The sequence below is a fragment of the Pseudomonas xanthosomatis genome (assembly GCF_019139835.1).
Lineage (GTDB): Bacteria > Pseudomonadota > Gammaproteobacteria > Pseudomonadales > Pseudomonadaceae > Aquipseudomonas > Aquipseudomonas fakonensis.
This window is the reverse complement of record NZ_CP077075.1, coordinates 1,571,307-1,593,278: the sequence shown is the minus strand read 5'-3', so window position 1 is coordinate 1,593,278 and position 21,972 is coordinate 1,571,307. Positions and strand designations below refer to the sequence as shown.

Annotated in this window: 18 protein-coding genes and 2 tRNA genes; 7 read left to right on the top strand and 13 right to left on the bottom strand. The window is 62.9% G+C overall.

Annotated features, from left to right (window positions below; translation table 11 throughout):
- Positions 1-192 precede the first annotated feature (192 nt).
- The 6 genes from panB to KSS93_RS07000 all read left to right on the top strand — a co-directional run bounded on the left by panB (position 193) and on the right by KSS93_RS07000 (position 9,900).
- Positions 193-993, top strand: a complete 801-nt coding sequence (gene panB / locus KSS93_RS07025) for a 3-methyl-2-oxobutanoate hydroxymethyltransferase (protein WP_217887689.1) — start codon at positions 193-195, stop codon at positions 991-993.
- Complete coding sequence (panC, locus tag KSS93_RS07020; protein ID WP_217887688.1) at positions 990-1,853, top strand: pantoate--beta-alanine ligase; 864 nt, start codon at positions 990-992, stop codon at positions 1,851-1,853. The genes panB and panC overlap by 4 nt, the downstream gene beginning before the upstream one ends.
- A gap of 278 nt (positions 1,854-2,131) precedes the next feature.
- Positions 2,132-3,796, top strand: coding sequence for a glucose-6-phosphate isomerase (gene pgi / locus KSS93_RS07015; protein ID WP_217841734.1), 1,665 nt, complete (start codon positions 2,132-2,134; stop codon positions 3,794-3,796).
- A gap of 240 nt (positions 3,797-4,036) precedes the next feature.
- Positions 4,037-5,971: an acetate--CoA ligase gene (acs, locus tag KSS93_RS07010; protein WP_217887687.1), complete on the top strand. Its 1,935-nt coding sequence runs from the start codon at positions 4,037-4,039 to the stop codon at positions 5,969-5,971.
- Between the two features lie 37 nt (positions 5,972-6,008).
- Positions 6,009-6,878 (top strand): oxygenase MpaB family protein, encoded by an 870-nt coding sequence (locus tag KSS93_RS07005; protein WP_217887686.1) that lies wholly within the window; start codon positions 6,009-6,011, stop codon positions 6,876-6,878.
- A gap of 79 nt (positions 6,879-6,957) precedes the next feature.
- Complete coding sequence (locus KSS93_RS07000; RefSeq protein WP_217887685.1) at positions 6,958-9,900, top strand: DUF748 domain-containing protein; 2,943 nt, start codon at positions 6,958-6,960, stop codon at positions 9,898-9,900.
- 72 nt (positions 9,901-9,972) lie between these two features.
- Here KSS93_RS07000 and KSS93_RS06995 read toward each other — a convergent pair whose 3' ends face one another.
- Positions 9,973-10,386: a VOC family protein gene (locus KSS93_RS06995; protein WP_217887684.1), complete on the bottom strand. Its 414-nt coding sequence runs from the start codon at positions 10,384-10,386 to the stop codon at positions 9,973-9,975.
- A 61-nt stretch (positions 10,387-10,447) separates the two neighbouring features.
- Between KSS93_RS06995 and KSS93_RS06990 the strand changes: the two genes are divergently transcribed.
- The gene (locus KSS93_RS06990; protein ID WP_217841729.1) at positions 10,448-10,750 is read left to right on the top strand and encodes a heme-binding protein; all 303 of its coding nucleotides are present in this window, start codon (positions 10,448-10,450) and stop codon (positions 10,748-10,750) included.
- Between the two features lie 206 nt (positions 10,751-10,956).
- Here KSS93_RS06990 and KSS93_RS06985 read toward each other — a convergent pair whose 3' ends face one another.
- From KSS93_RS06985 to tpiA, 12 genes are all read right to left on the bottom strand, one after another.
- Positions 10,957-11,307, bottom strand: a complete 351-nt coding sequence (locus tag KSS93_RS06985; RefSeq protein WP_217887683.1) for a BON domain-containing protein — start codon at positions 11,305-11,307, stop codon at positions 10,957-10,959.
- Positions 11,308-11,608: 301 nt separating this feature from the next.
- Positions 11,609-13,714 (bottom strand): polyribonucleotide nucleotidyltransferase, encoded by a 2,106-nt coding sequence (gene pnp, locus KSS93_RS06980; protein WP_217887682.1) that lies wholly within the window; start codon positions 13,712-13,714, stop codon positions 11,609-11,611.
- 248 nt (positions 13,715-13,962) lie between these two features.
- Entirely contained in the window at positions 13,963-14,232 is a 270-nt protein-coding gene (gene rpsO, locus KSS93_RS06975) for a 30S ribosomal protein S15 (protein WP_110735089.1), read from the bottom strand.
- Between the two features lie 150 nt (positions 14,233-14,382).
- Positions 14,383-15,300, bottom strand: a complete 918-nt coding sequence (truB, locus tag KSS93_RS06970; RefSeq protein ID WP_217887681.1) for a tRNA pseudouridine(55) synthase TruB — start codon at positions 15,298-15,300, stop codon at positions 14,383-14,385.
- Positions 15,301-15,303: 3 nt separating this feature from the next.
- A complete protein-coding gene (gene rbfA, locus KSS93_RS06965; protein ID WP_025340699.1) occupies positions 15,304-15,702 on the bottom strand; it encodes a 30S ribosome-binding factor RbfA in 399 nt (132 codons plus the stop codon).
- A 117-nt stretch (positions 15,703-15,819) separates the two neighbouring features.
- On the bottom strand, positions 15,820-18,360 hold the full coding sequence (infB, locus tag KSS93_RS06960) for a translation initiation factor IF-2 (RefSeq protein WP_217887680.1): 2,541 nt from the start codon (positions 18,358-18,360) through the stop codon (positions 15,820-15,822).
- Positions 18,361-18,387: 27 nt separating this feature from the next.
- Positions 18,388-19,869, bottom strand: coding sequence for a transcription termination factor NusA (gene nusA / locus KSS93_RS06955; RefSeq protein WP_217887679.1), 1,482 nt, complete (start codon positions 19,867-19,869; stop codon positions 18,388-18,390).
- Between the two features lie 59 nt (positions 19,870-19,928).
- Entirely contained in the window at positions 19,929-20,387 is a 459-nt protein-coding gene (rimP, locus tag KSS93_RS06950; protein WP_217843515.1) for a ribosome maturation factor RimP, read from the bottom strand.
- A gap of 128 nt (positions 20,388-20,515) precedes the next feature.
- A tRNA-Met gene (locus tag KSS93_RS06945) sits at positions 20,516-20,592 on the bottom strand.
- A gap of 99 nt (positions 20,593-20,691) precedes the next feature.
- Positions 20,692-20,777: transfer RNA gene (locus KSS93_RS06940), tRNA-Leu, on the bottom strand.
- A gap of 20 nt (positions 20,778-20,797) precedes the next feature.
- Positions 20,798-21,196: a preprotein translocase subunit SecG gene (gene secG / locus KSS93_RS06935; RefSeq protein ID WP_217887678.1), complete on the bottom strand. Its 399-nt coding sequence runs from the start codon at positions 21,194-21,196 to the stop codon at positions 20,798-20,800.
- A gap of 4 nt (positions 21,197-21,200) precedes the next feature.
- The gene (gene tpiA / locus KSS93_RS06930) at positions 21,201-21,956 is read right to left on the bottom strand and encodes a triose-phosphate isomerase (RefSeq protein ID WP_217887677.1); all 756 of its coding nucleotides are present in this window, start codon (positions 21,954-21,956) and stop codon (positions 21,201-21,203) included.
- Positions 21,957-21,972 lie beyond the last annotated feature (16 nt).

Below are 21,972 nucleotides of genomic sequence, written 5' to 3'. Positions count from 1 at the left end.
GGTAACAGGGTGATTGACTTCCCCCACCCCGCTCACGACTATAGGCGTCCCGCGGCGCCATACGGCCGCAATCACCCATTTAGGCCCGGACGGACTTGTGCCCGAACATCACGATGATGATGTGCCGCTCCGATTGATGAAGACACGCGTTGTACGCAGTTGTTTCACAGCGCCTGAACGAGGATGCCCTACATGCCTGAAGTAACCCTGACCACCCTGAACGGCCTCAAGGCCAAGGGTGAAAAGATCACCATGCTGACCTGCTACGACGCCACCTTCGCCAAGGCTGCCAGCGAGGCCCGCGTCGAAGTGCTGCTGGTGGGCGACTCGCTGGGCATGGTCCTGCAAGGCCATGACAGCACCCTGCCGGTCAGCAATGACGACATGGCCTACCACACCGCCTGCGTGAAGCGCGGCAACCAAGGCGCGCTGATTCTTGCCGACCTGCCGTTCATGGCCCACGCCACCACCGAGCTGGCCTTCGCCAACGCCGCCCAGCTGATGCGCGCCGGCGCGCACATGGTCAAGATCGAAGGCGCCGCCTGGCTGGCCGAGACCATCCGTCTGCTGGCCGACCGCGGCGTGCCGGTGTGCGCGCACATGGGCCTGACCCCGCAAACCGTCAACGTGCTCGGCGGCTATAAAGTGCAGGGCCGCGCCGAGGCCCAGGCGCGGCAGATGCGCGCCGACGCCATCGCCCTGGAACAGGCCGGCGCCGCCATGCTGCTGCTCGAATGCGTGCCCAGCGAACTGGCCGCGGAGATCACCCAGGCGGTGAGCATCCCGGTGATCGGCATCGGCGCCGGCAGCGCCACCGATGGCCAGGTACTGGTGCTGCACGACATGCTCGGCCTGTCGCTCACCGGCCGCGTGCCGAAGTTCGTGAAGAACTTCATGGCCGGCCAGCCGGACATCCACAGCGCCCTGGCCGCCTACGTGCAGGCGGTCAAAAGCGTCAGCTTCCCTGCCAGCGAACATGGGTTCAGCGCATGAATACCGTCAAGACCGTCCGTGAACTGCGCGCCGCCGTGGCCCGCGCCCGTGGCGAAGGCAAGCGCATCGGCTTCGTGCCGACCATGGGCAACCTGCACAGCGGCCATGCCGCGCTGGTAACCAAGGCCGCACAACGCGCCGACTTCGTGGTCGCCAGCATTTTCGTCAACCCGCTGCAGTTCGGTGCCGGCGAAGACCTCGACAAGTACCCGCGCACCCTCGCCGCCGACCAGGAAAAACTCCTCGAAGCCGGCTGCCAGCTATTGTTCGCCCCCACCGTCGAAGAGATGTACCCCGACGGCATGGCCGTGCAAACCCGGGTCAGCGTGCCGCAACTGTCCGAAGGCCTGTGCGGCGCCAGCCGCCCGGGGCACTTCGAGGGTGTGGCCACGGTAGTCAGCAAGCTGTTCAACATGGTCCAGCCGGACCTTGCCGTGTTCGGCGAGAAGGACTTCCAGCAACTGGCGGTGATCCGCGCCATGGTGCGCGACCTGAACATGCCGATCCAGATCATCGGCGAGCCAACCGTGCGCGCCGAAGACGGCCTGGCGCTGTCGTCGCGCAATGGCTACCTGAGCGCCGAGCATCGCGCTGCCGCCCCGGCGCTGTATCGCGTGCTCAGCACCATGGCCGAAGCGATCCGCCGTGGCCAGCGCGACTTCGCGGCGCTGGTCGCCGATGGCCAGGCGCAGCTGGACGCAGCGGGCTTTCGCAAGGATTACCTGGAAGTACGCCACGCCCTGACCCTGCGCCCGGCGCAGGTCGATGACCGCGACCTGGTGGTGATTGCTGCCGCGTACATGGGTAACACCCGGTTGATCGACAACCTGTATCTGCACCTGGAAGCACCGACCGCCTGATCTGGCGCGGCCTCCTGTGGGAGCGGCCTTGTGCCGCGATGGGCTGCGTAGCGGCCCCAAGATCTCTGCATCATGCAAGATTGTCAGGGCTGCTTTGCAGCCCATCGCGACACAAGGCCGCTTCCCACAAGACAAGCAGCGCGCCCTCGAGAATATTTCATCCCCCGCCCCACCCTCCCCCATTCCCGCCTTGCAGCCATTGCCTATAATGAGCAGCTTGCAACTGGCAAAGACTGCCAGTGTCAAAGCCTGACCATGCCCCAAGGAAACCATCCGCAATGGCGTATTACCGCACCCCCCACGATGTCACTGCGCTGCCGGCCTGGCAGGCGCTTGCGCAACACCGCGACGCCATGCAGGGCTTCAGCATGCGCGAAGCCTTCGCCGCCGACGGCAAGCGCTTCGACCAGTTTTCCCTGAGCAGTTGCGGGCTGTTCCTCGACTACTCGAAGAACCTCATCACCGAGCAAACCCGCGACCTGCTGGTCAACCTGGCCAACGAAGTCGAGCTGGCCGACGCCATCAAGGCGATGTTCAGCGGCGAGATCATCAACGCCTCCGAAGGCCGCCCGGTGCTGCACACCGCCCTGCGCCGCCCGGTCGGCGACAAGCTGAGCGTCAACGGCGTCAACGTGATGCCCGACGTGCACAAGGTGCTGAACCAGATCACCGAGCTGGTCGGGCGCATCCACGACGGCCTGTGGCGCGGGTACAGCGAAAAGCCGATCACCGACGTGGTCAACATCGGCATCGGCGGCTCGTTCCTTGGCCCGGAGCTGGTCTCCGAGGCCCTGCTGCCCTACGCCCAACGCGGCGTGCGCTGCCACTACCTGGCCAATATCGACGGCAGCGAGTTCCATGAGCTGTCGGCCAACCTGCGCGCCGAAACCACGCTGTTCATCGTCTCGTCGAAGTCGTTCAACACCCTCGAGACCCTGAAAAACGCCATGGCAGCGCGTACCTGGTACCTCGCCCAAGGCGGCTCGGAAGCCGAGCTGTACCGCCACTTCATCGCCGTGTCGAGCAACAAGGCGGCGGCCGTGGCGTTTGGTATCCGCGAAGAGAACATCTTCCCGATGTGGGACTGGGTGGGCGGGCGCTACTCGCTGTGGTCGGCCATCGGCCTGCCGATCGCCCTGGCCATCGGCACCGCCAACTTCAAGGAGCTGCTGTCTGGCGCCTACACCATGGACCAGCACTTCCAGACCGCGCCGTTCGACAAGAACATGCCGGTGCTGCTGGCCCTGCTGGGGGTGTGGTACGGCAACTTCTGGAACGCCAACAGCCACGCGATCCTGCCGTACGACCACTACCTGCGCAACATCACCAAGCACCTGCAGCAGCTGGACATGGAGTCCAACGGCAAGAGCGTGCTGACCGATGGCACGCCGGTGAAAACCGACACCGGCCCGGTGATCTGGGGTGGCGTCGGCTGCAACGGCCAGCATGCCTACCACCAGTTGCTGCACCAAGGCACCCAACTGATCCCGGCCGACTTCATCGTGCCGGTGGTGAGCTTCAACCCGGTGGCCGACCACCACCAGTGGCTGTACGCCAACTGCCTGTCGCAAAGCCAGGCGCTGATGCTCGGCAAAACCCGTGAAGAAGCCGAAAGCGAGCTGCGCGCCAAGGGCCTGAACGAAGCCGACATCGCCAAGCTGGCGCCGCACAAGGTGATCCCGGGCAACCGCCCGAGCAACACCCTGGTGGTCGAGCGCATCAGCCCGCGCCGCCTCGGCGCACTGGTGGCGATGTACGAGCACAAGGTGTTCGTGCAAAGCGTGATCTGGGGCATCAACGCCTTCGACCAGTGGGGCGTGGAGCTGGGCAAGGAGCTGGGCAAGGGCGTGTACCAGCGCCTGGTCGGCAGCCTGGAAGAAAATGCAGAAGATGGCTCCACCCAGGGCCTGATCAACTACTTCCGCGGGCGTCACCGCGGCTGACTCCCCCCGATGCACAACCGCTCTTTGTAGGAGCGGCCTTGTGCCGCGAAAGGGCTGCGAAGCGGCCCCGGAGCATTGATGCGTCAACGCTGAAACCCCGGGGCCGCTCTGCGGCCCATCGCGGCACAAGGCCGCTCCTACGAGGACCGCATGTTCCTCAAGGAACATCACCTCTGGCTACACTGTCCATCGAATAACCGCCGCAGTCCCTCGCCCCTAACAAGAGCAGGACCACCCGCCATGTTCGATATCCGCAACTATCCCCACGCCCTGGCCACCAGCCAGGCCGCCACGCTTACCGACGCTGACTACCAGCGCCTCTACCGCCAGTCGGTGGAAGACCCCGACACCTTCTGGGCCGAACAGGCCAAGCGCCTGGACTGGGTCAAACCCTGGTCAAGCGTGCAGCAGTGCGACCTGAAGACAGGCAAAGCCCGCTGGTTCGACGGCGGCCAACTGAACGTCAGCTACAACTGCATCGACCGCCACCTGGCCCGGCGCGGCGAACAGACTGCGCTGTTATGGGAAGGCGACGAGCCTACCGACAGCAAGGCCATCACCTACCGCGAACTGCACAAGCAGGTCTGCCGCCTGGCCAACGCCCTGAAAGCGCGCGGGGTGAAGAAGGGTGACCGGGTGTGCATCTACATGCCGATGATCCCCGAGGCCGCCTACGCCATGCTCGCCTGCACGCGCATCGGCGCCATCCATTCGGTGGTGTTCGGTGGTTTTTCCCCCGACGCCCTGCGTGACCGCATCCTCGACGCCGACTGCCGCACCGTGATCACCGCCGACGAAGGCGTACGCGGCGGCAAGCGCATACCGCTCAAGCAAAACGTCGACAAGGCCCTGGCCAGTTGCCCGGCAGTCAGCAGCGTATTGGTTGTGCGGCGCACCGGTGGCGATGTCGCCTGGAGCGAGGGGCGCGACCTCTGGTACCACCAGGCATGCGAAAACGCCGGCGACGACTGCCCGCCCGAGCCGATGGGCGCCGAAGATCCGCTGTTCATCCTGTACACCTCCGGCAGCACCGGCAAACCCAAGGGCGTGCTGCACACCACCGGCGGCTACCTGCTGCAGGCCACCCTCACCTTCAAGACGGTGTTCGACTACCGCGACGGCGAGGTGTTCTGGTGCACCGCCGATGTGGGCTGGGTCACCGGCCACAGCTACATCGTCTACGGCCCGCTGGCCAACGGCGCGGTGTCGCTGATGTTCGAAGGGGTACCCAACTACCCGGACACCTCGCGCTTCTGGCAGGTGGTCGACAAACACCAGGTGAACATCTTCTACACCGCCCCCACCGCCCTGCGCGCGCTGATGCGCGAAGGCGCCGGGCCGCTGCAGGGCACCTCGCGCAAAAGCCTGCGACTGCTCGGCAGCGTTGGCGAGCCGATCAACCCCGAAGCCTGGGAGTGGTACTTCGAACAGGTCGGGCAAAAGCGCTGCCCCATCGTCGACACCTGGTGGCAAACCGAAACCGGCGGCATCATGCTTACCCCGCTGCCCGGCACGCCACGGCTCAAACCCGGCTGCGCCACCCAGCCCATGTTCGGCGTGCAGCCGGTGCTGCTGGATGAACAGGGCAAGCTCATCGAAGGCCCCGGTGCCGGGCTGCTGGCGATCAAGGCCAGCTGGCCGGGGCAGATCCGTAGCGTGTACGGCGACCACCAGCGCATGGTCGACACCTACTTCAAGCCCCTGCCCGGCTACTACTTCACCGGTGACGGCGCGCGCCGCGATGCCGACGGCGACTACTGGATCACCGGGCGTATCGATGATGTGATCAATGTGTCCGGCCACCGCATCGGCACCGCCGAGGTGGAAAGCGCCCTGGTGCTGCACGACAGCGTCGCCGAGGCCGCCGTGGTCGGCTACCCCCACGACCTCAAGGGCCAGGGCGTGTATGCCTTCGTCACCCCCATGAACGGCGTGACGGCCGACGACGCGCTCAAGGCCGAGCTGCTGGCCTTGGTCAGCAAGGAGATCGGCAGCTTCGCCAAGCCGGAACTGATCCAGTGGGCGCCGGCCTTGCCCAAGACCCGCTCGGGCAAGATCATGCGGCGTATACTGCGCAAGATCGCCTGCAACGAGCTGGACAACCTGGGGGATACCTCCACCCTGGCCGACCCCAGCGTTGTGCAGGGGCTGATCGACACGCGCCTCAACCAGTAACCCGCGGCCCGGGTGGCCGCCCGACAGCAAGGCCGCCATGGAAGCTCTACGCCGCCGTATCGAAACCCAGGTCATGAGCCTCACCGGGCTGGCCCTCGGCCAGCTCGACCTGGAAACGCCCAAGGGCGACCCGGGGCTGTTCGGCCCGCAAAGCATCAGCTGGCAGGTGCACGGTGACTTCCCGAGCATGCTGGTGGGCGGCATCAGCGCATTGATGCTGCAACTGCTGCACCCGCTGGCCCTGGCCGGGGTGTGGGACCACTCGAACTTTCGCCATGACCTGCTCGGGCGCCTGCGCCGTACCAGCCAGTTCATCTCCGGCACCACCTTCGGCTCGCTGCGCGACGCCGAATGGCTGATCGACAAGGTGCGCACCATTCACCTGCAAGTGGTCGGCACCGCCCCCGACGGGCGCCCCTATGCCGCCAGCGACCCCGACCTGCTGACCTGGGTGCACGTGGCCGAGGTGAGCAGCTTCCTCGCCGCCCACCTGCGCTACCGCAACCCGCACCTGCCGCGCGCCCAGCAAGATGCCTACTACAACGAGATCGCCCTGATTGCCGAACGCTTGGGGGCGCGCGACGTGCCGCGCTCCTGCGCCGAAGTCGAGGCCTACCTGCAACGCCTGCGCCCACAACTGCAATGCAGTGCCCGTAGCCTGGAGGTGGTCGACATTCTGCTGCGCGCCCCGGCCCCCAGCCGCCTGGCCGAACCGGTCGGCAAGCTGATGCTCAAGGCCGGTATCGACCTGCTGCCAGAGTGGGCCGCGCGGATGCTGGAGCTTGAGCAGTCGGCACTGGAGCGACGCCTGGTGCGCCTGGGCCTGGCCAGGACCGCACCGCTGCTGCGCTGGGCCATGCGCGATGGCTCGGCGCACCGCGCCCGGCGGCGCATGGGCCTTGAATAAGGTATTTTGGTCGGCTCAGCGGAACCCATTTAACGTGCCATACTCCAAGCACCCCAGCCTGATACAGACGATGCGACACATGCCCAAAGGATTGACCCGCGCCGTCGGCGCCCTGCTGGCCCTCGTGGCCCTGTACAGCCTGCTCGGCTTCCTCATACTCCCCGGCATTGCCCTGCGCATCGCCAACCAGCAACTGGCCCAGTACGCCACGCTGCCGGCCCACCTGCAGCGCATCGAGCTCAACCCGTTCAGCCTCGAGCTGACCCTGTGGGGCCTGCAGATCGGCGAGCCCGGCAAGGAGCAGGTGGGCTTCGAACGCCTGTACGCCAACCTGTCGCTGGACAGCCTGTGGACCAAAGCCCTGCACCTGGACGCGGTGGAGCTGGACAAGCCGCGCACCGAGCTGTTGTTCGCCAAGGACGGCAGCCTCAACCTGACCCGGCTGTTCAAGCTGCCGCCCAGCGAGCCCAAGGCCGACCAGCCGCCCAGCGATCCGTTCCCGCTGCGCATCGGCAGTATCAAGCTCAACGAGGGCTACCTGCACTTCGAGGACCTGCGCCCCAGCGAGCCGATCGAATTCCTCTACGACGCAATGAACTTTGAGCTGAAAAACCTCAGCACCCTGCCCAACGACAACGCCGACATGACCCTGGTGGCCAACGGCCCGAATGGCGGGCGCATCGACTGGAGCGGCACCCTGAGCCTGGCGCCGATCGCCTCCGAGGGCACCTTGAAGGTCGCCGACGGCAAGATGAAGCTGTTCTGGCCCTACGTACGCGACGCCGTACCGCTGGTGCTCGAAGACGGCGTGCTCAACCTCCAGACCCACTACAAACTCAACCTCGCCAAAGACACCGAGCTGCTGCTGGACAACGTCCAGCTGCGGGTTGCCCCCTTCGCCATCAAGGCCCCGGACGGCCGCCCGCTGGCGCGGCTGGCCAGCCTTGAGGTGAGTGAAACCTCCATTGACCTTGCCAAGCAGCTGGTCACCGTCGGCAAGGTGCGCAGCGAGAAGCTGGAAACCTGGGCGGCACTGGAAAAAGACGGCCAGCTCGACTGGCAGAAGCTGTTCGCCAGCCAGCCGGCCAAGGCCACAGAAAAAGAAAAAGCCGAGCCCGCCGCCGCCGAACCGACCGACAAAGAGAAGGCCGCCAAGGCGCCCAGCAAGCCCTGGCAGGTGCTGCTCAAGGATGTGCAGGCGCGCAACTACCTGGTGCACCTGGCCGACCGTAGCCAGAAGGAGCCGGTGGCGCTGGACGTCGGCCCGCTCAACCTCGATCTGCAAAACTTCGACAGCCTCAACCAGTCGCCCTTTACCCTCAAGCTCGACACCGGGGTGGGCAAGCAGGGCAAATTGCAGGCGGCCGGCCAGGTCAACCTGGCACCGGTCACCGCCAAGCTGGATGTGGCCACCCGCGACATCGACCTGCGCGTGGCCCAGGCCTACATCAGCCCGTTCATTCGCCTGGAGCTGCGCAGCGGCATGCTCTCCAGCGACCTCAAGGTCGACCTGAAGAACACCGCGCCGCTGGCCTTCGCCATCACCGGCAAGGCCCAGGTCAACCAGTTGCACACCCTCGACACCATCAAGAACCGCGACTTCGTCAAATGGCAGCAGGTCAACGTCGATGGCCTGTCATACGTGCACGGTGACGCCCTGTCGATCGACAAGGTGACCCTGCTGCAACCCTATGCCCGCTTCATCATCAACGAAGACCGCACCACCAACGTCGACGACCTGCTGATCCCGCAACCGGCCGGGGCGACTGCCACCAGCCAGAAGCCGGCCGCCAGCAAAAGCGCCAGAGCCGACAAGCCGCTGGGCATTCGCATCGGCCAGATCAACATCAATGACGGCTCGGCCAATTTCGCCGACCTCACCCTCACTCCCAACTTCGCCACGGCCGTGCAGCAGCTCAATGGCCAGATCGGCACCATCGACAACCGCAAGTCGGTGCCGGCCAAGGTCGATGTGAAGGGCAAGGTGGACCGCTATGCACCGGTGACCATCAAGGGCGCGCTCAACCCGTTCAACCCGCTGGCCAGCCTGGACATCGCCACCAGCTTCAAGCGCGTCGAGCTGACCACCCTGACCCCCTACTCCGGCAAGTTCGCGGGCTTCCGCATCCGCAAGGGGCGACTGAACCTCGATTTGCACTATCTGATCACCAATGGCCAGCTCAAGGCCGAGAACAAGGTGGTGGTGGAGCAGTTGCAGCTGGGTGAGAAGGTCGACAGCCCCGACGCGGTGGACCTGCCGATTCGCTTGGCCGTCGCCCTGCTTAAAGATACCGAGGGCAAGATCTCCATCGAGCTGCCGGTAACGGGCGATCTGAACAACCCGCAGTTCAGCGTGATGCCGATTGTCTGGCAGACCCTGCGCAACCTGGTGCTGCGCGCAGCCCAGGCGCCATTCAAGCTGCTCGGCGGGCTGATCTCCGGTGGCGGTGCCGAGGACCTGGGCAACGTATCGTTCGCCGCGGGTTCCAGCGACCTCACCCCCGACGCCCAGGGCGCCCTCGACAAGCTGGCCTCGGCGCTCAAGGAACGCCCGGAGCTGCGCCTGGAGATCGAAGGCACCGCCGCCCAGGCCAGCGATGGCCCGCTGATCGCCCAGCAGCGCCTGGAGCGTGAATACCAGGCCACCTGGTACAAGATCCTGCAGCGGCGCGGCGACAAGGTGCCGGCCAATGCCTCGCTGCTGGTGGTGGACGACAGCGACAAGCCGGCGATGCTCGAAGGCATCTACCGCAACCGCCTGAAACAGCAGCCACCGGCTGAATGGCAGCAACTGGGCCGCGACGAGCGCACCGCCAAGCTGCGCGAGGCGGTGATCAAGTCATGGGCCGAAAGCGCCGTGTTGCTGCGCAACCTGGGCCAGGAACGGGCCAGCAGCATCAAGGACTACCTGGTCGACAAAGGCCAGCTGGAGGACGACCGCGTGTACTTCATCGACGCCGCGCTCGGCCAGCCTGAAAGCGATGGCCGGGTGGTAACGCCGATGCACCTGGATGCCGAGTAGGCCCTCATCGCGGGGCAAGCCCGCTCCCACGCAGCGTTGGATGGCGTGGGAGCGGGCTTGCCCCGCGGTGCACTATCCCAACCGCTGCCCCGACACCGACGGGTGATACAGCGGCTGCACCTTGTTCCCCGCCGGGTCCAGCAAATGGAAACTGCGCGCCCCGTCACCATGGTTGAACGGGCGGTCCAGCAGGGTCACGCCGTGGGCCTTGAAGTACTGGTACCAAGCCTCCAGCTCTTCCACGCTGTCGACGATGAAGCCGTAATGGTCCAGGGTCTGGAACCCATTGGCTGCCATCGCCCCGCGCCCCAGCGACAGGTTGTCGTTGCCGCAGGTGAGGTACACCAGGTCTTCGTTGGCGCGGTTCAGCACCTGCATGCCCAGCACATCGACGTAGAAGCGCTCGCACTCCTCCAGGTTGGGTACCAGCAAGGCAATATGGCGCAGGCCATTCAGGCGGCCCGGGCGGCTGGGTAGATCGGACATGGGTAGCACTCCTATTCTTGTATACAATTCACAATAGAATTTAAAACAAAAGGAGTGATCTGTGTACAGCCTGTTTATCAAGACCCGGGTAAAGCCCGGCAGCGCCGACGCCTTCCTCACCGCCATTCAGGCCAACGCCGCCGCTTCCGTGGCCACCGAGCCGGGTTGCCTGGTGTTCGATGTGTCCCAGGACCGCGAAGACCCTGACGTGATCTACCTGTACGAGATCTACCAGGATGACGCGGCCTATGAGGCCCATACCCACACCGCGCATTTTCGTGACAGCCGGCCGCTGGTGGAGCCGCTGATCGTCGAGCAGGTGTGTTACGAGAGTGAGGTGGTGGCGCGTAACCCGGTCAATTGAGCATCCCTTACTGCAGCCACTTACCCGCGAAGCAGGCGACGCGGTGGCTGGCACCGGCTATGCCGGTGTTCGCGGCTAAATCCGCTCCTACAGGTCCGTGTCTGCCAAAAGATCCGGGGTCATCCTGCACAAACAAAAAACCCCGGCAGATGCCGGGGTTTTTGCTGGGTAGGTTGGCCAATTCCCTTTGGCCGACGGGACATTCCTTAATCGGCTTTCAGGCCATCAGCCGAGACGGCCTGTACGCCTTTGATCTTCTTGGCGATGGCCACAGCCATCTCTTTCTGTGCATCGGTGATGGCAACATCCGAGGACAGCGAAACCACGCCTTTGTTGGTTTCAACCTTGATGTCGCTGCCTGGTACGCCTTTCTCGGTCATCAGGTCAGCCTTCACCTTGGTGGTGATCCAGGTGTCAGAGGTCGCTTCCTTGGCTTTGGTCACCTCACCGGCCGCCAACTGCATAGGGGCCTGGGTGGACTGTTGGGCGAATGCCGCGTTAGCCATGGTCAGGGTCAGAGCGGTAGCAGTAGCGGCAGCAATGGCGAACTTCTTCATGTGGGTCACTCCTGTTGTTCGAAAGGTCTGCGCCGTGGTTTTTGGCGGCAGGTAACAGATAGATTGCACGCCACGTGCCAGCTTTTACGTTTCGCTTGTTCCCTTTAAAAACAATGAGTTAGAGAAAAACCACAAGATCATCGGTCGTGCAATTTGCAATCTTCGCCCGTTTGCTACGTGCAAGATGCAAGTGGCCAGGCACAAAAAAAGACCCCTCGGTGATAGTGCCGCCGGGGCTGCCTTGCAGCCCCGGTTACAGCACTACCCCCGAGGGGTCCTTGCATTCAGCCCGAAGGCCGAATCAGACGCCCGATGCCTTGGCAGCGGCAACGTCCTTGATCGACAGCTTGATACGGCCGCGGTTGTCCACGTCCAGTACCAGTACTTCAACTTCCTGGCCTTCTTTCAGGATGTCGGTGACTTTCTCGACGCGAGCATCGCTCAGCATGGAGATGTGCACCAGGCCGTCCTTGCCCGGCAGGATGTTGACGAAGGCGCCGAAGTCGACGATGCGCTCGACCTTGCCGACGTAGATCTTGCCGATCTCGGCCTCGGCGGTGATGCCCAGGATGCGCTGCTTGGCAGCATCTGCCGCTTCCTTGGTCTCGCCGAAGATCTTGATCGAGCCGTCGTCTTCGATGTCGATCGAAGCCTTGGTCTCTTCGCAGATGGCGCGAATGGTGGCGCCGCCTTTACCGATGACGTCACGGATCTTGTCGGTGTCGATCTTCATCGCGATCATGGTCGGGGCGTTGGCCGACAGCTCGGTACGCGACTCGCCGATGATCTGGTTCATCTGGCCGAGGATGTTCAGGCGCGCTTCCAGGGCCTGGCCCAAGGCGATTTCCATGATCTCTTCGGTGATGCCGTTGATCTTGATGTCCATCTGCAGCGCGGTAACACCTTTGGCGGTACCGGCAACCTTGAAGTCCATATCGCCCAGGTGGTCTTCGTCACCGAGGATGTCGGTGAGGATGGCAAACTTCTCGCCTTCCTTGACCAGGCCCATGGCGATACCGGCAACCGGCGCCTTCATCGGTACACCGGCGTCCATCAGGGCCAGCGAAGCACCGCAGACCGAGGCCATGGAGCTGGAACCGTTGGATTCGGTGATTTCCGACACTACACGGATGGTGTAGGGGAACACGTCAGCGGCAGGCAGCATGGCCTGGACCGAACGACGGGCCAGACGGCCGTGGCCGATTTCGCGACGACCGGCACCGCCCATGCGGCCACACTCGCCCACCGAGAACGGCGGGAAGTTGTAGTGCAGCATGAAGGGGTCTTTCTTCTCGCCTTCGAGGGTGTCCAGCAGTTGGGCATCACGGGCGGTACCGAGGGTGGCAACCACCAGGGCCTGGGTTTCACCACGGGTGAACAGGGCCGAGCCGTGGGTTTTTGGCAGCACACCGACTTCGATGTTCAGCGGGCGCACGGTCTTGGTGTCGCGGCCATCGATACGTGGCTTGCCGTTGACGATGTTTTCGCGAACGGTGCGGTATTCGATTTCGCCGAAGATCTCTTTGACTTCGCCGGCCGATGGCTGGCCTTCTTCGCCGGAGAACTTGGCGATGGCCTGGTCACGCAGCTCGCCCAGACGCGCATAGCGGTCGGCCTTGACGGTGATGGTGTAGCCCTGGGATACGGCTTCGCCGAACTCAGCGCGGATGGCGTTGAACAGCTCGGTGTTGGCAACCGCTGGTTTCCAGTCCCAGGTCGGCTTGGCAGCTTCGGCAGCCAGCTCTTTGACCGCCTTGATCACGGCCTGGAATTCGTCGTGGGCGAACAGTACGGCGCCCAGCATCTGGTCTTCGGTCAGCTCTTGGGCTTCCGACTCAACCATCAGTACAGCCGATTCGGTACCGGCCACGACCATGTCCAGGCTCGAAGCCTGCAGCTGCTCGTAGGTCGGGTTCAGCAGGTAGCCGGTGCTTTCGTGGAAGGCAACGCGGGCAGCGCCGATCGGGCCTTCGAACGGAATGCCGGAGATCGCCAGGGCAGCCGAGGTACCGATCATCGCGGCGATGTCCGGGTCGGTCTTCTTGCTGGTCGAAACCACGGTGCAGACAACCTGCACTTCGTTCATGAAGCCTTCCGGGAACAGCGGGCGGATCGGGCGGTCGATCAGGCGCGAGGTCAGGGTCTCTTTCTCGGAAGGACGGCCTTCACGCTTGAAGAAACCACCTGGGATCTTGCCGGCGGCGTAGGTTTTTTCCTGGTAGTGCACGGACAGCGGGAAGAAGCCCTTGCCCGGGTCGGCTTGCTTGGCACCGACCACGGTCACCAGCACGGTGACGTCGTTGTCGACGGTAACCAGCACGGCGCCGGTTGCCTGACGGGCAATGCGGCCCGTTTCGAGAGTAACGGTCGATTGACCGAACTGGAATTTCTTGATTACCGGGTTCACGGTTTCCTACCTTTCAGTGGCTCTTGGGGGAACTGGTTCTTGCGAATTCTTGGGCAGAACGGGGAATCGGCCCCATTGACCGTCCAGATACAACACGAGGCTGGGAGCCTGGCGCCAAGCGGAACAATCCGCTCAGCATTGCCAGGCTGCCAACCTCGGAGATACGCGTGGCGTGCCCGACGACAATGCTGCGAAGCAGCATAGCCGAAGCTTGCGACACGCCATGCACACCACTGACCAGGCCGCTATTAGCGACGCAGGCCCAGGCGACCGATCAGGGCGCTGTAACGAGTGGTGTCTTTGCCCTTCAGGTAGTCCAGCAACTTACGACGCTGGTTAACCATGCGAATCAGGCCACGACGCGAGTGGTGGTCTTTTTCGTTGGCCTTGAAGTGGCCTTGCAGCTTGTTGATGTTGAAGGTCAGCAGGGCAACCTGAACTTCCGGGCTACCGGTGTCGCCTTGGGCTTGCTGATAGTCTGCAACGATTTGGGCTTTTTCTTCGACGCTGAGGGCCATTTGGCTTCTCCTGATAAACGGAACCCGCAAGCGGGGTCCAATAGGCCAGGGACTGGATCCCTGTATTAATAAAAAGAGTAATGACCGTGCCTACTGACAGCCATCCTCGAGTCCGCAGGGCAAAGCGTTGACCTCGCCCTGTGGGTTCGGTCATTCCGACCGAATCAGCCGACGCGGCGCAATGCGCCCGTCTTCGCTCACTTCACCGATACCGATGAAGCGACCATTGTGATCCTGCACCCGGACCATGCCGAACTGTGGGGCATCCGGGGCGCGTACTGCCTGGCCATGCAGCCAGTAAAACGAACTGTGCTCGGACAACAGCACCAGCGGCCAGTCTTGCAGCCCGCTGTCGGACGGCATCAGGAAGCGATCGAGCGCTTCGTTGCCACCTTCGGCGTGGGCCGCTTCGAGCTCTTCGAGGGTGACGGTCTGCGCCAGTTCGAAGGGGCCTGCCTGGGTACGGCGCAATTCGGCGACGTAGGCACCACAGCCCAACGCCTCGCCCATATCCTCGACCAGCGTACGGATATAGGTGCCTTTGCTGCAGCCAACCGACAGGCGTGCACGGGTGCCTTCGCACTCGAGCAGTTCAAGCCGGCCAATAGTAACAGAACGCGCCTCGCGCTCCACTACTTCCCCTGCACGCGCCAGTTTATACAGCGGCTGGCCATCGCGTTTGAGGGCCGAGTACATCGGCGGTATCTGCTGGATCTGCCCGCGAAAACGCGGGATCACCGCCTCGATGTCGGCGCGACCAACGGTCACCTCGCGGGTCTTCAGGACTTCGCCTTCAGCATCCCCGGTAGTGGTGGTCTGGCCCATCTGCATCACTGTCTCGTAGCCCTTGTCGGAATCGAGCAGGTACTGCGAGAACTTGGTGGCTTCACCGAAGCACAGCGGCAGCACACCACTGGCCAGCGGGTCGAGGCTGCCGGTGTGGCCGGCCTTTTCCGCGTTAAGCAACCAGCGAACTTTTTGCAGCGCGGCGTTGGAGGTGAACCCCAGCGGCTTGTCGAGCAGGATGATGCCGCTGACGTTGCGGCGGATACGTTTGACCTGGGCCACCGCTTACTCCTCGGCGTCCGGCTTGTCGGCATCCTTGTGCAGACGGTCTTCGGCAACCGCGCGCTCGATCAGTGCCGACAGGTGGACACCGCGGCTGACGCTTTCGTCGAAGTGGAAGTGCAGTTGCGGCACGCTGCGCAGCTGCATCGAGCGGCCCAGGTGCAGGCGCAGGAAGCTCGCGGCGCTGTTCAGGGCCTTGAGCGACTGCTGCACGGCGTCCGGGGTTTCTTCGCCCATGACGGTGATGAACACCTTGGCGTGGCCCAGGTCGCGGCTGACGTCGACGGCGGTGATGGTCACAAGGCCCACGCGTGGGTCCTTGACTTCGCGGCGGATCAGCTCGGCCAGCTCGCGCTGCATCTGATCGCCAATGCGTTGGGTACGGCTATATTCTTTGGCCATTCTGGCTACCTGTAACTTAAAGCGGCAAACGCCCGGTCAAGCTTCTGGCCTGACCGGGCGCTGCCTGCAGAGACGCTGCCAACCGCCCTGCAACGGGGGTTGGCAACGGGCTCACCCTTACAGGGTACGAGCCACCTGGACTTTCTCGAAGACTTCGATCTTGTCGCCGACCTTGACGTCGTTGTAGCTCTTGACGCCAATACCGCACTCCATGCCGTTACGCACTTCGGCAGCATCGTCCTTGAAGCGACGCAGCGATTCCAGCTCGCCTTCGAAGATCACCACGTCGTCGCGCAGTACGCGGATCGGACGGTTGCGGTACACAGTACCTTCGATGACCATACAGCCGGCGATGGCGCCGAACTTCGGCGAACGGAACACGTCGCGCACTTCGGCCACGCCCAGGATGTTCTCGCGAACATCGCTGCCGAGCATGCCGGTCAGGGCCTTCTTGACGTCTTCGATGATGTCGTAGATCACGTTGTAGTAACGCATATCCAGACCTTCCTGCTCGACGATCTTGCGCGCACCGGCATCGGCACGCACGTTGAAGCCGAACAGCACCGCGTTCGAGGCCAGTGCCAGGTTGGCGTCGCTCTCGGTGATACCACCGACGCCGCCACCGATCACGCGAACCTGAACTTCGTCGTTGCCCAGGCCGCCGAGCGAACCCTGCAGCGCCTCGAGCGAACCACGCACATCGGTCTTGAGGACGATGTTGAGGGTCTTCTTCTCTTCCTGACCCATGGTCTCGAAGATGTTTTCCAGCTTGCCGGCGTGAGCACGGGCCAGCTTGACCTCGCGGAACTTGCCTTGACGGAACAGGGCAACTTCACGGGCTTTCTTCTCGTCGGCAACCACCGACATCTCTTCGCCGGCGTCGGGAGTACCGTCCAGGCCAAGGATTTCGACCGGGATCGACGGGCCGGCTTCTTTCACCGGTTTGCCGTTCTCGTCGAGCATGGCGCGCACGCGGCCATAGTTGGAGCCGACCAGGACCATGTCGCCCTGACGCAGGGTACCGTCCTGAACCAGGATGGTAGCCACCGGGCCGCGGCCCTTGTCCAGGCGCGACTCGACCACGACACCACGACCAGGTGCGGTCGGAGTGGCCTTGAGTTCGAGGATCTCAGCCTGCAGCAGAACGGCTTCGAGCAGCTCATCGACGCCGGTACCCATCTTCGCCGAAACCTTGACGAACGGAGTGTCACCACCCCAGTCCTCGGAGGTCACGCCTTCGACGGACAGCTCGTTGCGGATGCGGTCCAGGTCTGCACCTGGCTTGTCGATCTTGTTCACTGCAACGACCAGCGGCACGCCAGCAGCTTTCGCGTGCTGTACGGCTTCGCGGGTCTGCGGCATCACGCCGTCGTCCGCCGCCACCACCAGGATGACGATGTCGGTAGCCTTGGCACCACGGGCACGCATCTGGGTAAACGCAGCGTGGCCCGGGGTGTCGAGGAAGGTGACCATGCCACGGTCGGTTTCGACGTGGTAGGCACCGATGTGCTGGGTGATACCACCGGCTTCGCCGGCAGCAACCTTGGCACGACGGATGTAGTCGAGCAGCGAGGTCTTACCGTGGTCAACGTGACCCATTACGGTCACGACCGGGGCACGCGACTCGGTCTGGCCTTCAAACTTCAGCGATTCGGCCAGGGAGTCTTCCAGGGCGGTGTCGCTGACCAGGGTGACCTTGTGGCCCAGCTCTTCGGCGACCAGCTGAGCGGTTTCCTGGTCGAGCACCTGGTTGATGGTGACCGGGGTACCCAGCTTGAACATGAACTTGACCACTTCAGCGCCCTTGACGGACATCTGGTTGGCCAGCTCCGAAACCGTGATGGTTTCGCCGATGGTGACGTCACGGATGACGGGACCGGTCGGGTTCTGGAAGCCGTGCTGGTTGCGCTTCTTGCCTTTGCCCTTGCCGCCGCGACGACGGAAGCCATCGCTTTCTTCGTCGGTGGTACGAGGGGCTGCGCGTGGAGTCGGAGCCTTTTCCTTCTCCTTGACCTTGACCTTGACCGACATGCGTGGCGCATCGCCACGGCCGGCGGCAGCCGGGCCACCACCGCGACGGTCGTCGTCACGGGAACGGCTTTCGTTGCGGCGGGTCTCGTCTTTTTTGCGCTCGGCAGCACGGGCGGCAGCGTCTTCGGACACCGGCGCGTTGGCCACTACCGGGGCAGCAGCAACCGGAGCCGGCTCGGCCTTTGGCGCAGGCGCAGCTGCCTGGGCCTCGGCGGCCTGACGGCGTGCCTGCTCCTCGTTACGCTGGCGAACTTCGGCCTCGACCTTCTCGCGCGCGGCGTTTTCAGCGGCGCGGCGCTCTTCCTGCTCGCGTTTCTGCTCAGCTTGAATCTCTTCCGGGCTGCGCTGCACGAATACTTTCTTCTTGCGTACTTCTACGCTGATGCTCTTGCTACCGGCGACACGCAGCGTGCTGGTGGTTTTGCGCTGCAAGGTAATCTTGCGCGGCTCTTCCGCCTTGCTCTTGTGGCTGCTCTTCAAATGAGTCAGCAGGGTCTGCTTCTCATTGTCGGTCACTACCTGACCGGCGTCGGTGTGCGGCAGACCTGCCTCACGCATCTGCTGCAGCAGGCGCTCTACCGGTGCCTCGACCTCTTGGGCCAGTTCTTTCACCGTGACTTGCGTCATGCACTTCTCTCCTCAGGCCGCGCCTAATTACTCGAACCAGTGGGCTCGGGCGGCCATGATCAACTTGCCGGCACGCTCTTCGTCGATGCCGTCGATGTCGAGCAGATCGTCGATCGACTGCTCGGCCAGGTCTTCGCGGTTAACCACGCCGCGCACCGCCAGTTCGGCCGCCAGGTCTTTGTCCATGCCCTCGAGGGAGAGCAGGTCTTCAGCCGGATGGGCGTCTGCCAGTTTTTCTTCGGTAGCGATGGCCTTGGTCAACAAACGGTCCTTGGCTCGAGCGCGGAGCTCATTGACGATTTCCTCGTCAAAGCCATCGATGTTGAGCATTTCTTCCAACGGTACGTAGGCAATTTCTTCGAGGCTGGTGAAGCCCTCGTCGACCAGCACTTGTGCCAGCTCCTCGTCGACTTCCAGTTCATCGATGAAATTGCGCAGGATGTCGCCGGTTTCAGCCTGTTGCTTGGCCTGGATGTCCTTCTCGGTCATCACGTTCAGGGTCCAGGCGGTCAGCTGGCTGGCCAGACGGACGTTCTGGCCGCCACGGCCGATAGCCTGGGCCAGGTTGTCTTCGGCGACGGCGATATCCATCGCATGGGCGTCCTCGTCAACGATGATCGCGGCAACCTCTGCCGGCGACATGGCGTTGATGACGAACTGCGCCGGGTTCTCGTCCCACAGGACGATATCCACACGCTCACCACCCAACTCGCCGGATACGGCCTGGACGCGCGAACCACGCATGCCGATACAGGCACCTTGCGGATCGATGCGCTTGTCCTTCGAGCGGACGGCGATCTTGGCACGCGAACCCGGATCACGGGAGGCGGCCATGACTTCGATGAGGCCTTCGGCGATTTCCGGCACTTCGATGCGGAACAGCTCGATCAGCATCTGTGGCGCGGTGCGCGACAGGATCAGCTGAGGGCCGCGGTTCTCGGTGCGGATTTCCTTGAGCAGCGCACGCAGGCGCACGCCGACACGGAAGGTCTCACGGGGAATGATGTCTTCACGGGCCAGCAACGCTTCGGCGTTGTTGCCCAGGTCGACGATGACGTTGTCGCGGGTGACCTTTTTCACGGTACCGGAGATGATCTCGCCCACGCGCTCGCGGTAGGCATCGACCACCTGGGCGCGCTCGGCCTCACGGACCTTCTGCACGATGACCTGTTTGGCGGTCTGGGCGGCGATGCGGCCGAATTCGATCGACTCGATCTTCTCCTCGATCACGTCACCGACCTTGGCGTCCGGGTGCGTGTCCTGGATCTTTTCCAACCAGGTCTCGATCGCCGGGTCGTCCAGGTCGTTTTCGTCGACCACGGTCCAGCGGCGGAAGGTCTCGTAGCTACCGGTGTGGCGGTTGATTTCCACACGCAGGTCGACTTCGTCCTCAAAACGTTTTTTGGTCGCAGTGGCCAGGGCCACTTCCAGCGCTTCGAAAATGACGCCGGGCGGTACACCTTTCTCGTTGGATACCGATTCAACAACCAGCAGTACTTCTTTGCTCATCGTACGCCTCGCCTTGCGCAAGCCATTGGGCCCGGAATATCCGCCGGGCCCGGCACGTCTCAGTCAAAACTGGGAATAATATTGGCCTTGTCGATCGAGTCGATCGGCAGCAGGAACTCATGACTGTCCACCTGGACCACCACATCCTGCTCCTCCACACCGCGGAGAAGGCCCTGGAAGTTACGACGCCCTTCAAAAGGCGTGCGCAGCTTGATCTTCACTTGTTCGCCGGCATGCGAGGCAAACTGTTCCAGAGTGAACAGCGGGCGATCCATGCCTGGAGAGGACACCTCGAGGGTATATTCACTGCTGATCGGATCTTCCACGTCGAGGATGGCGCTGGCCTGACGGCTGACCGCTTCGCAGTCCTCCACCAGAATGCCGCCTTCCTTGTCGATATAGACGCGCAGTACCGAATGCTTGCCCTGAGAGACGTATTCGATCCCCCAGCACTGATAGCCCAGACCCTCGACAACCGGGGCCAACAAGGCCTGCAACTGTTCTAGCTTGCTCGACACCTGAACCCCCTCGTGCATGCTGTGCAAATAAAAAATGGGCGAAACGCCCATCCCTGAAAGCGCCGTTGGACAACGACGCCAAAACTGTCGGCTAGCAAAAAGCCCCTTAAAAGGGGCTTTGCTAAAACTGGTTGCGGGGGCTGGATTTGAACCAACGACCTTCGGGTTATGAGCCCGACGAGCTACCAAGCTGCTCCACCCCGCGACAAAGCTGGGGCGAAAGTATAAGACCGAACCCTGCACAGGGTCAATCCGACCTCCACCTGCAAGAAAGCCCGCTCAAAGCGGGCTCTCATGCTTCAATTGGTACCGAGAAGGGGACTCGAACCCCTACACCCTATGGGCACAACCACCTCAAGGTTGCGTGTCTACCAATTCCACCACCTCGGCAATACTACTTTTGAAACCCGTTACTTCTGCTCTTGAGCCGGAGGAGGTACATCACCAGAGTTAGTGGTGGTTTCGCTCTTCTGCTGTTGGAGCACCGGTACGTCATCATTAACTGCCGGTTTTTGCTGCTCTTTAACTTCAAGCACCGCAGGATCTGGAAGACCGGCTTGGCCAAGCTGGTGAGCTTGTTGCTTCGCGAAGTATCCTAACCCAAGTGCTGTCAAAAAGAAAGTGGCAGCGAGTATAGCAGTCAATTTACTTAGGAACGTTGCAGAGCCCTGGCTCCCGAACACAGTATTAGAAGCACCTGCGCCGAAAGATGCACCTGCTTCGGCACCTTTACCCTGTTGCAGCAGAACCAGCACTACCAGCGACAGTGCTGCCAACAGATGAAAAACAACGATAACTGTTTCCAGCATTTGTTCAGTTTCCTGCGGCGCGACAAATTGCACCGAATTCGTCTGCGTTCAGGGACGCTCCACCAATGAGCCCCCCATCGATATCCGGCATGCCGAACAGTTCGGCCGCATTGGCCGCCTTCACGCTGCCGCCGTAGAGAAGCTGCACGTTACCGGCAACTTCGGCGTCCATCGCTGCCAGCTGCTTGCGGATGGCGGCGTGCACATCCTGGGCTTGCTGGGGCGAGGCCGTCAAACCAGTACCAATGGCCCAGACAGGCTCATAGGCAATGACTGCATTGGCAAAAGCCTTGATACCGAACACATCGATAACACTGCTTAGTTGACGCCCTACAACTTCCAGCGTCTTGCCTGCCTCACGCTCTTCGAGAGTTTCCCCTACACAGAGCACCGGCGTCAAACCACTTTTCTGAGCGGCTGCAAACTTCTGATTCAGCACTTCGTCACTTTCGCCGATAATCTGGCGACGCTCGGAATGGCCAATCAAGACCAACTTGCAACCCACTTCAGCCAACTGACTCGGTGCAACTTCGCCGGTCAGTGCGCCTTGTTCAGGCTGTATTGCAGAATTCTGTGCACCTACGATGACCCCCTTGCCTTTGAGCCCATCGACGACTTCGTTGATGAACAGGGCCGGTGGAAACACCGCAACTTCGATACCGTCGGGAACGAGCATTTCGCTCAAGCCCTGGGTCAGCTCAGCGACGCTGGCGCGGGTACCGTGCATCTTCCAGTTACCAGCTACCATGGGGCGACGCATGCTTTACCTCGTCGGT

Bases quoted from the DNA above. Each gene is read 5' to 3' on its own strand.
- panB (WP_217887689.1), top strand. From the start codon at position 193: ATGCCTGAAGTAACCCTGACCACCCTGAACGGCCTCAAGGCCAAGGGT.
- panC (WP_217887688.1), top strand. From the start codon at position 990: ATGAATACCGTCAAGACCGTCCGTGAACTGCGCGCCGCCGTGGCCCGC.
- pgi (WP_217841734.1), top strand. From the start codon at position 2,132: ATGGCGTATTACCGCACCCCCCACGATGTCACTGCGCTGCCGGCCTGG.
- acs (WP_217887687.1), top strand. From the start codon at position 4,037: ATGTTCGATATCCGCAACTATCCCCACGCCCTGGCCACCAGCCAGGCC.
- KSS93_RS07005 (WP_217887686.1), top strand. From the start codon at position 6,009: ATGGAAGCTCTACGCCGCCGTATCGAAACCCAGGTCATGAGCCTCACC.
- KSS93_RS07000 (WP_217887685.1), top strand. From the start codon at position 6,958: ATGCCCAAAGGATTGACCCGCGCCGTCGGCGCCCTGCTGGCCCTCGTG.
- KSS93_RS06995 (WP_217887684.1), bottom strand. From the start codon at position 10,386: ATGTCCGATCTACCCAGCCGCCCGGGCCGCCTGAATGGCCTGCGCCAT.
- KSS93_RS06985 (WP_217887683.1), bottom strand. From the start codon at position 11,307: ATGAAGAAGTTCGCCATTGCTGCCGCTACTGCTACCGCTCTGACCCTG.
- rpsO (WP_110735089.1), bottom strand. From the start codon at position 14,232: ATGGCCCTCAGCGTCGAAGAAAAAGCCCAAATCGTTGCAGACTATCAG.
- rbfA (WP_025340699.1), bottom strand. From the start codon at position 15,702: ATGGCCAAAGAATATAGCCGTACCCAACGCATTGGCGATCAGATGCAG.
- infB (WP_217887680.1), bottom strand. From the start codon at position 18,360: ATGACGCAAGTCACGGTGAAAGAACTGGCCCAAGAGGTCGAGGCACCG.
- nusA (WP_217887679.1), bottom strand. From the start codon at position 19,869: ATGAGCAAAGAAGTACTGCTGGTTGTTGAATCGGTATCCAACGAGAAA.
- secG (WP_217887678.1), bottom strand. From the start codon at position 21,196: ATGCTGGAAACAGTTATCGTTGTTTTTCATCTGTTGGCAGCACTGTCG.
- tpiA (WP_217887677.1), bottom strand. From the start codon at position 21,956: ATGCGTCGCCCCATGGTAGCTGGTAACTGGAAGATGCACGGTACCCGC.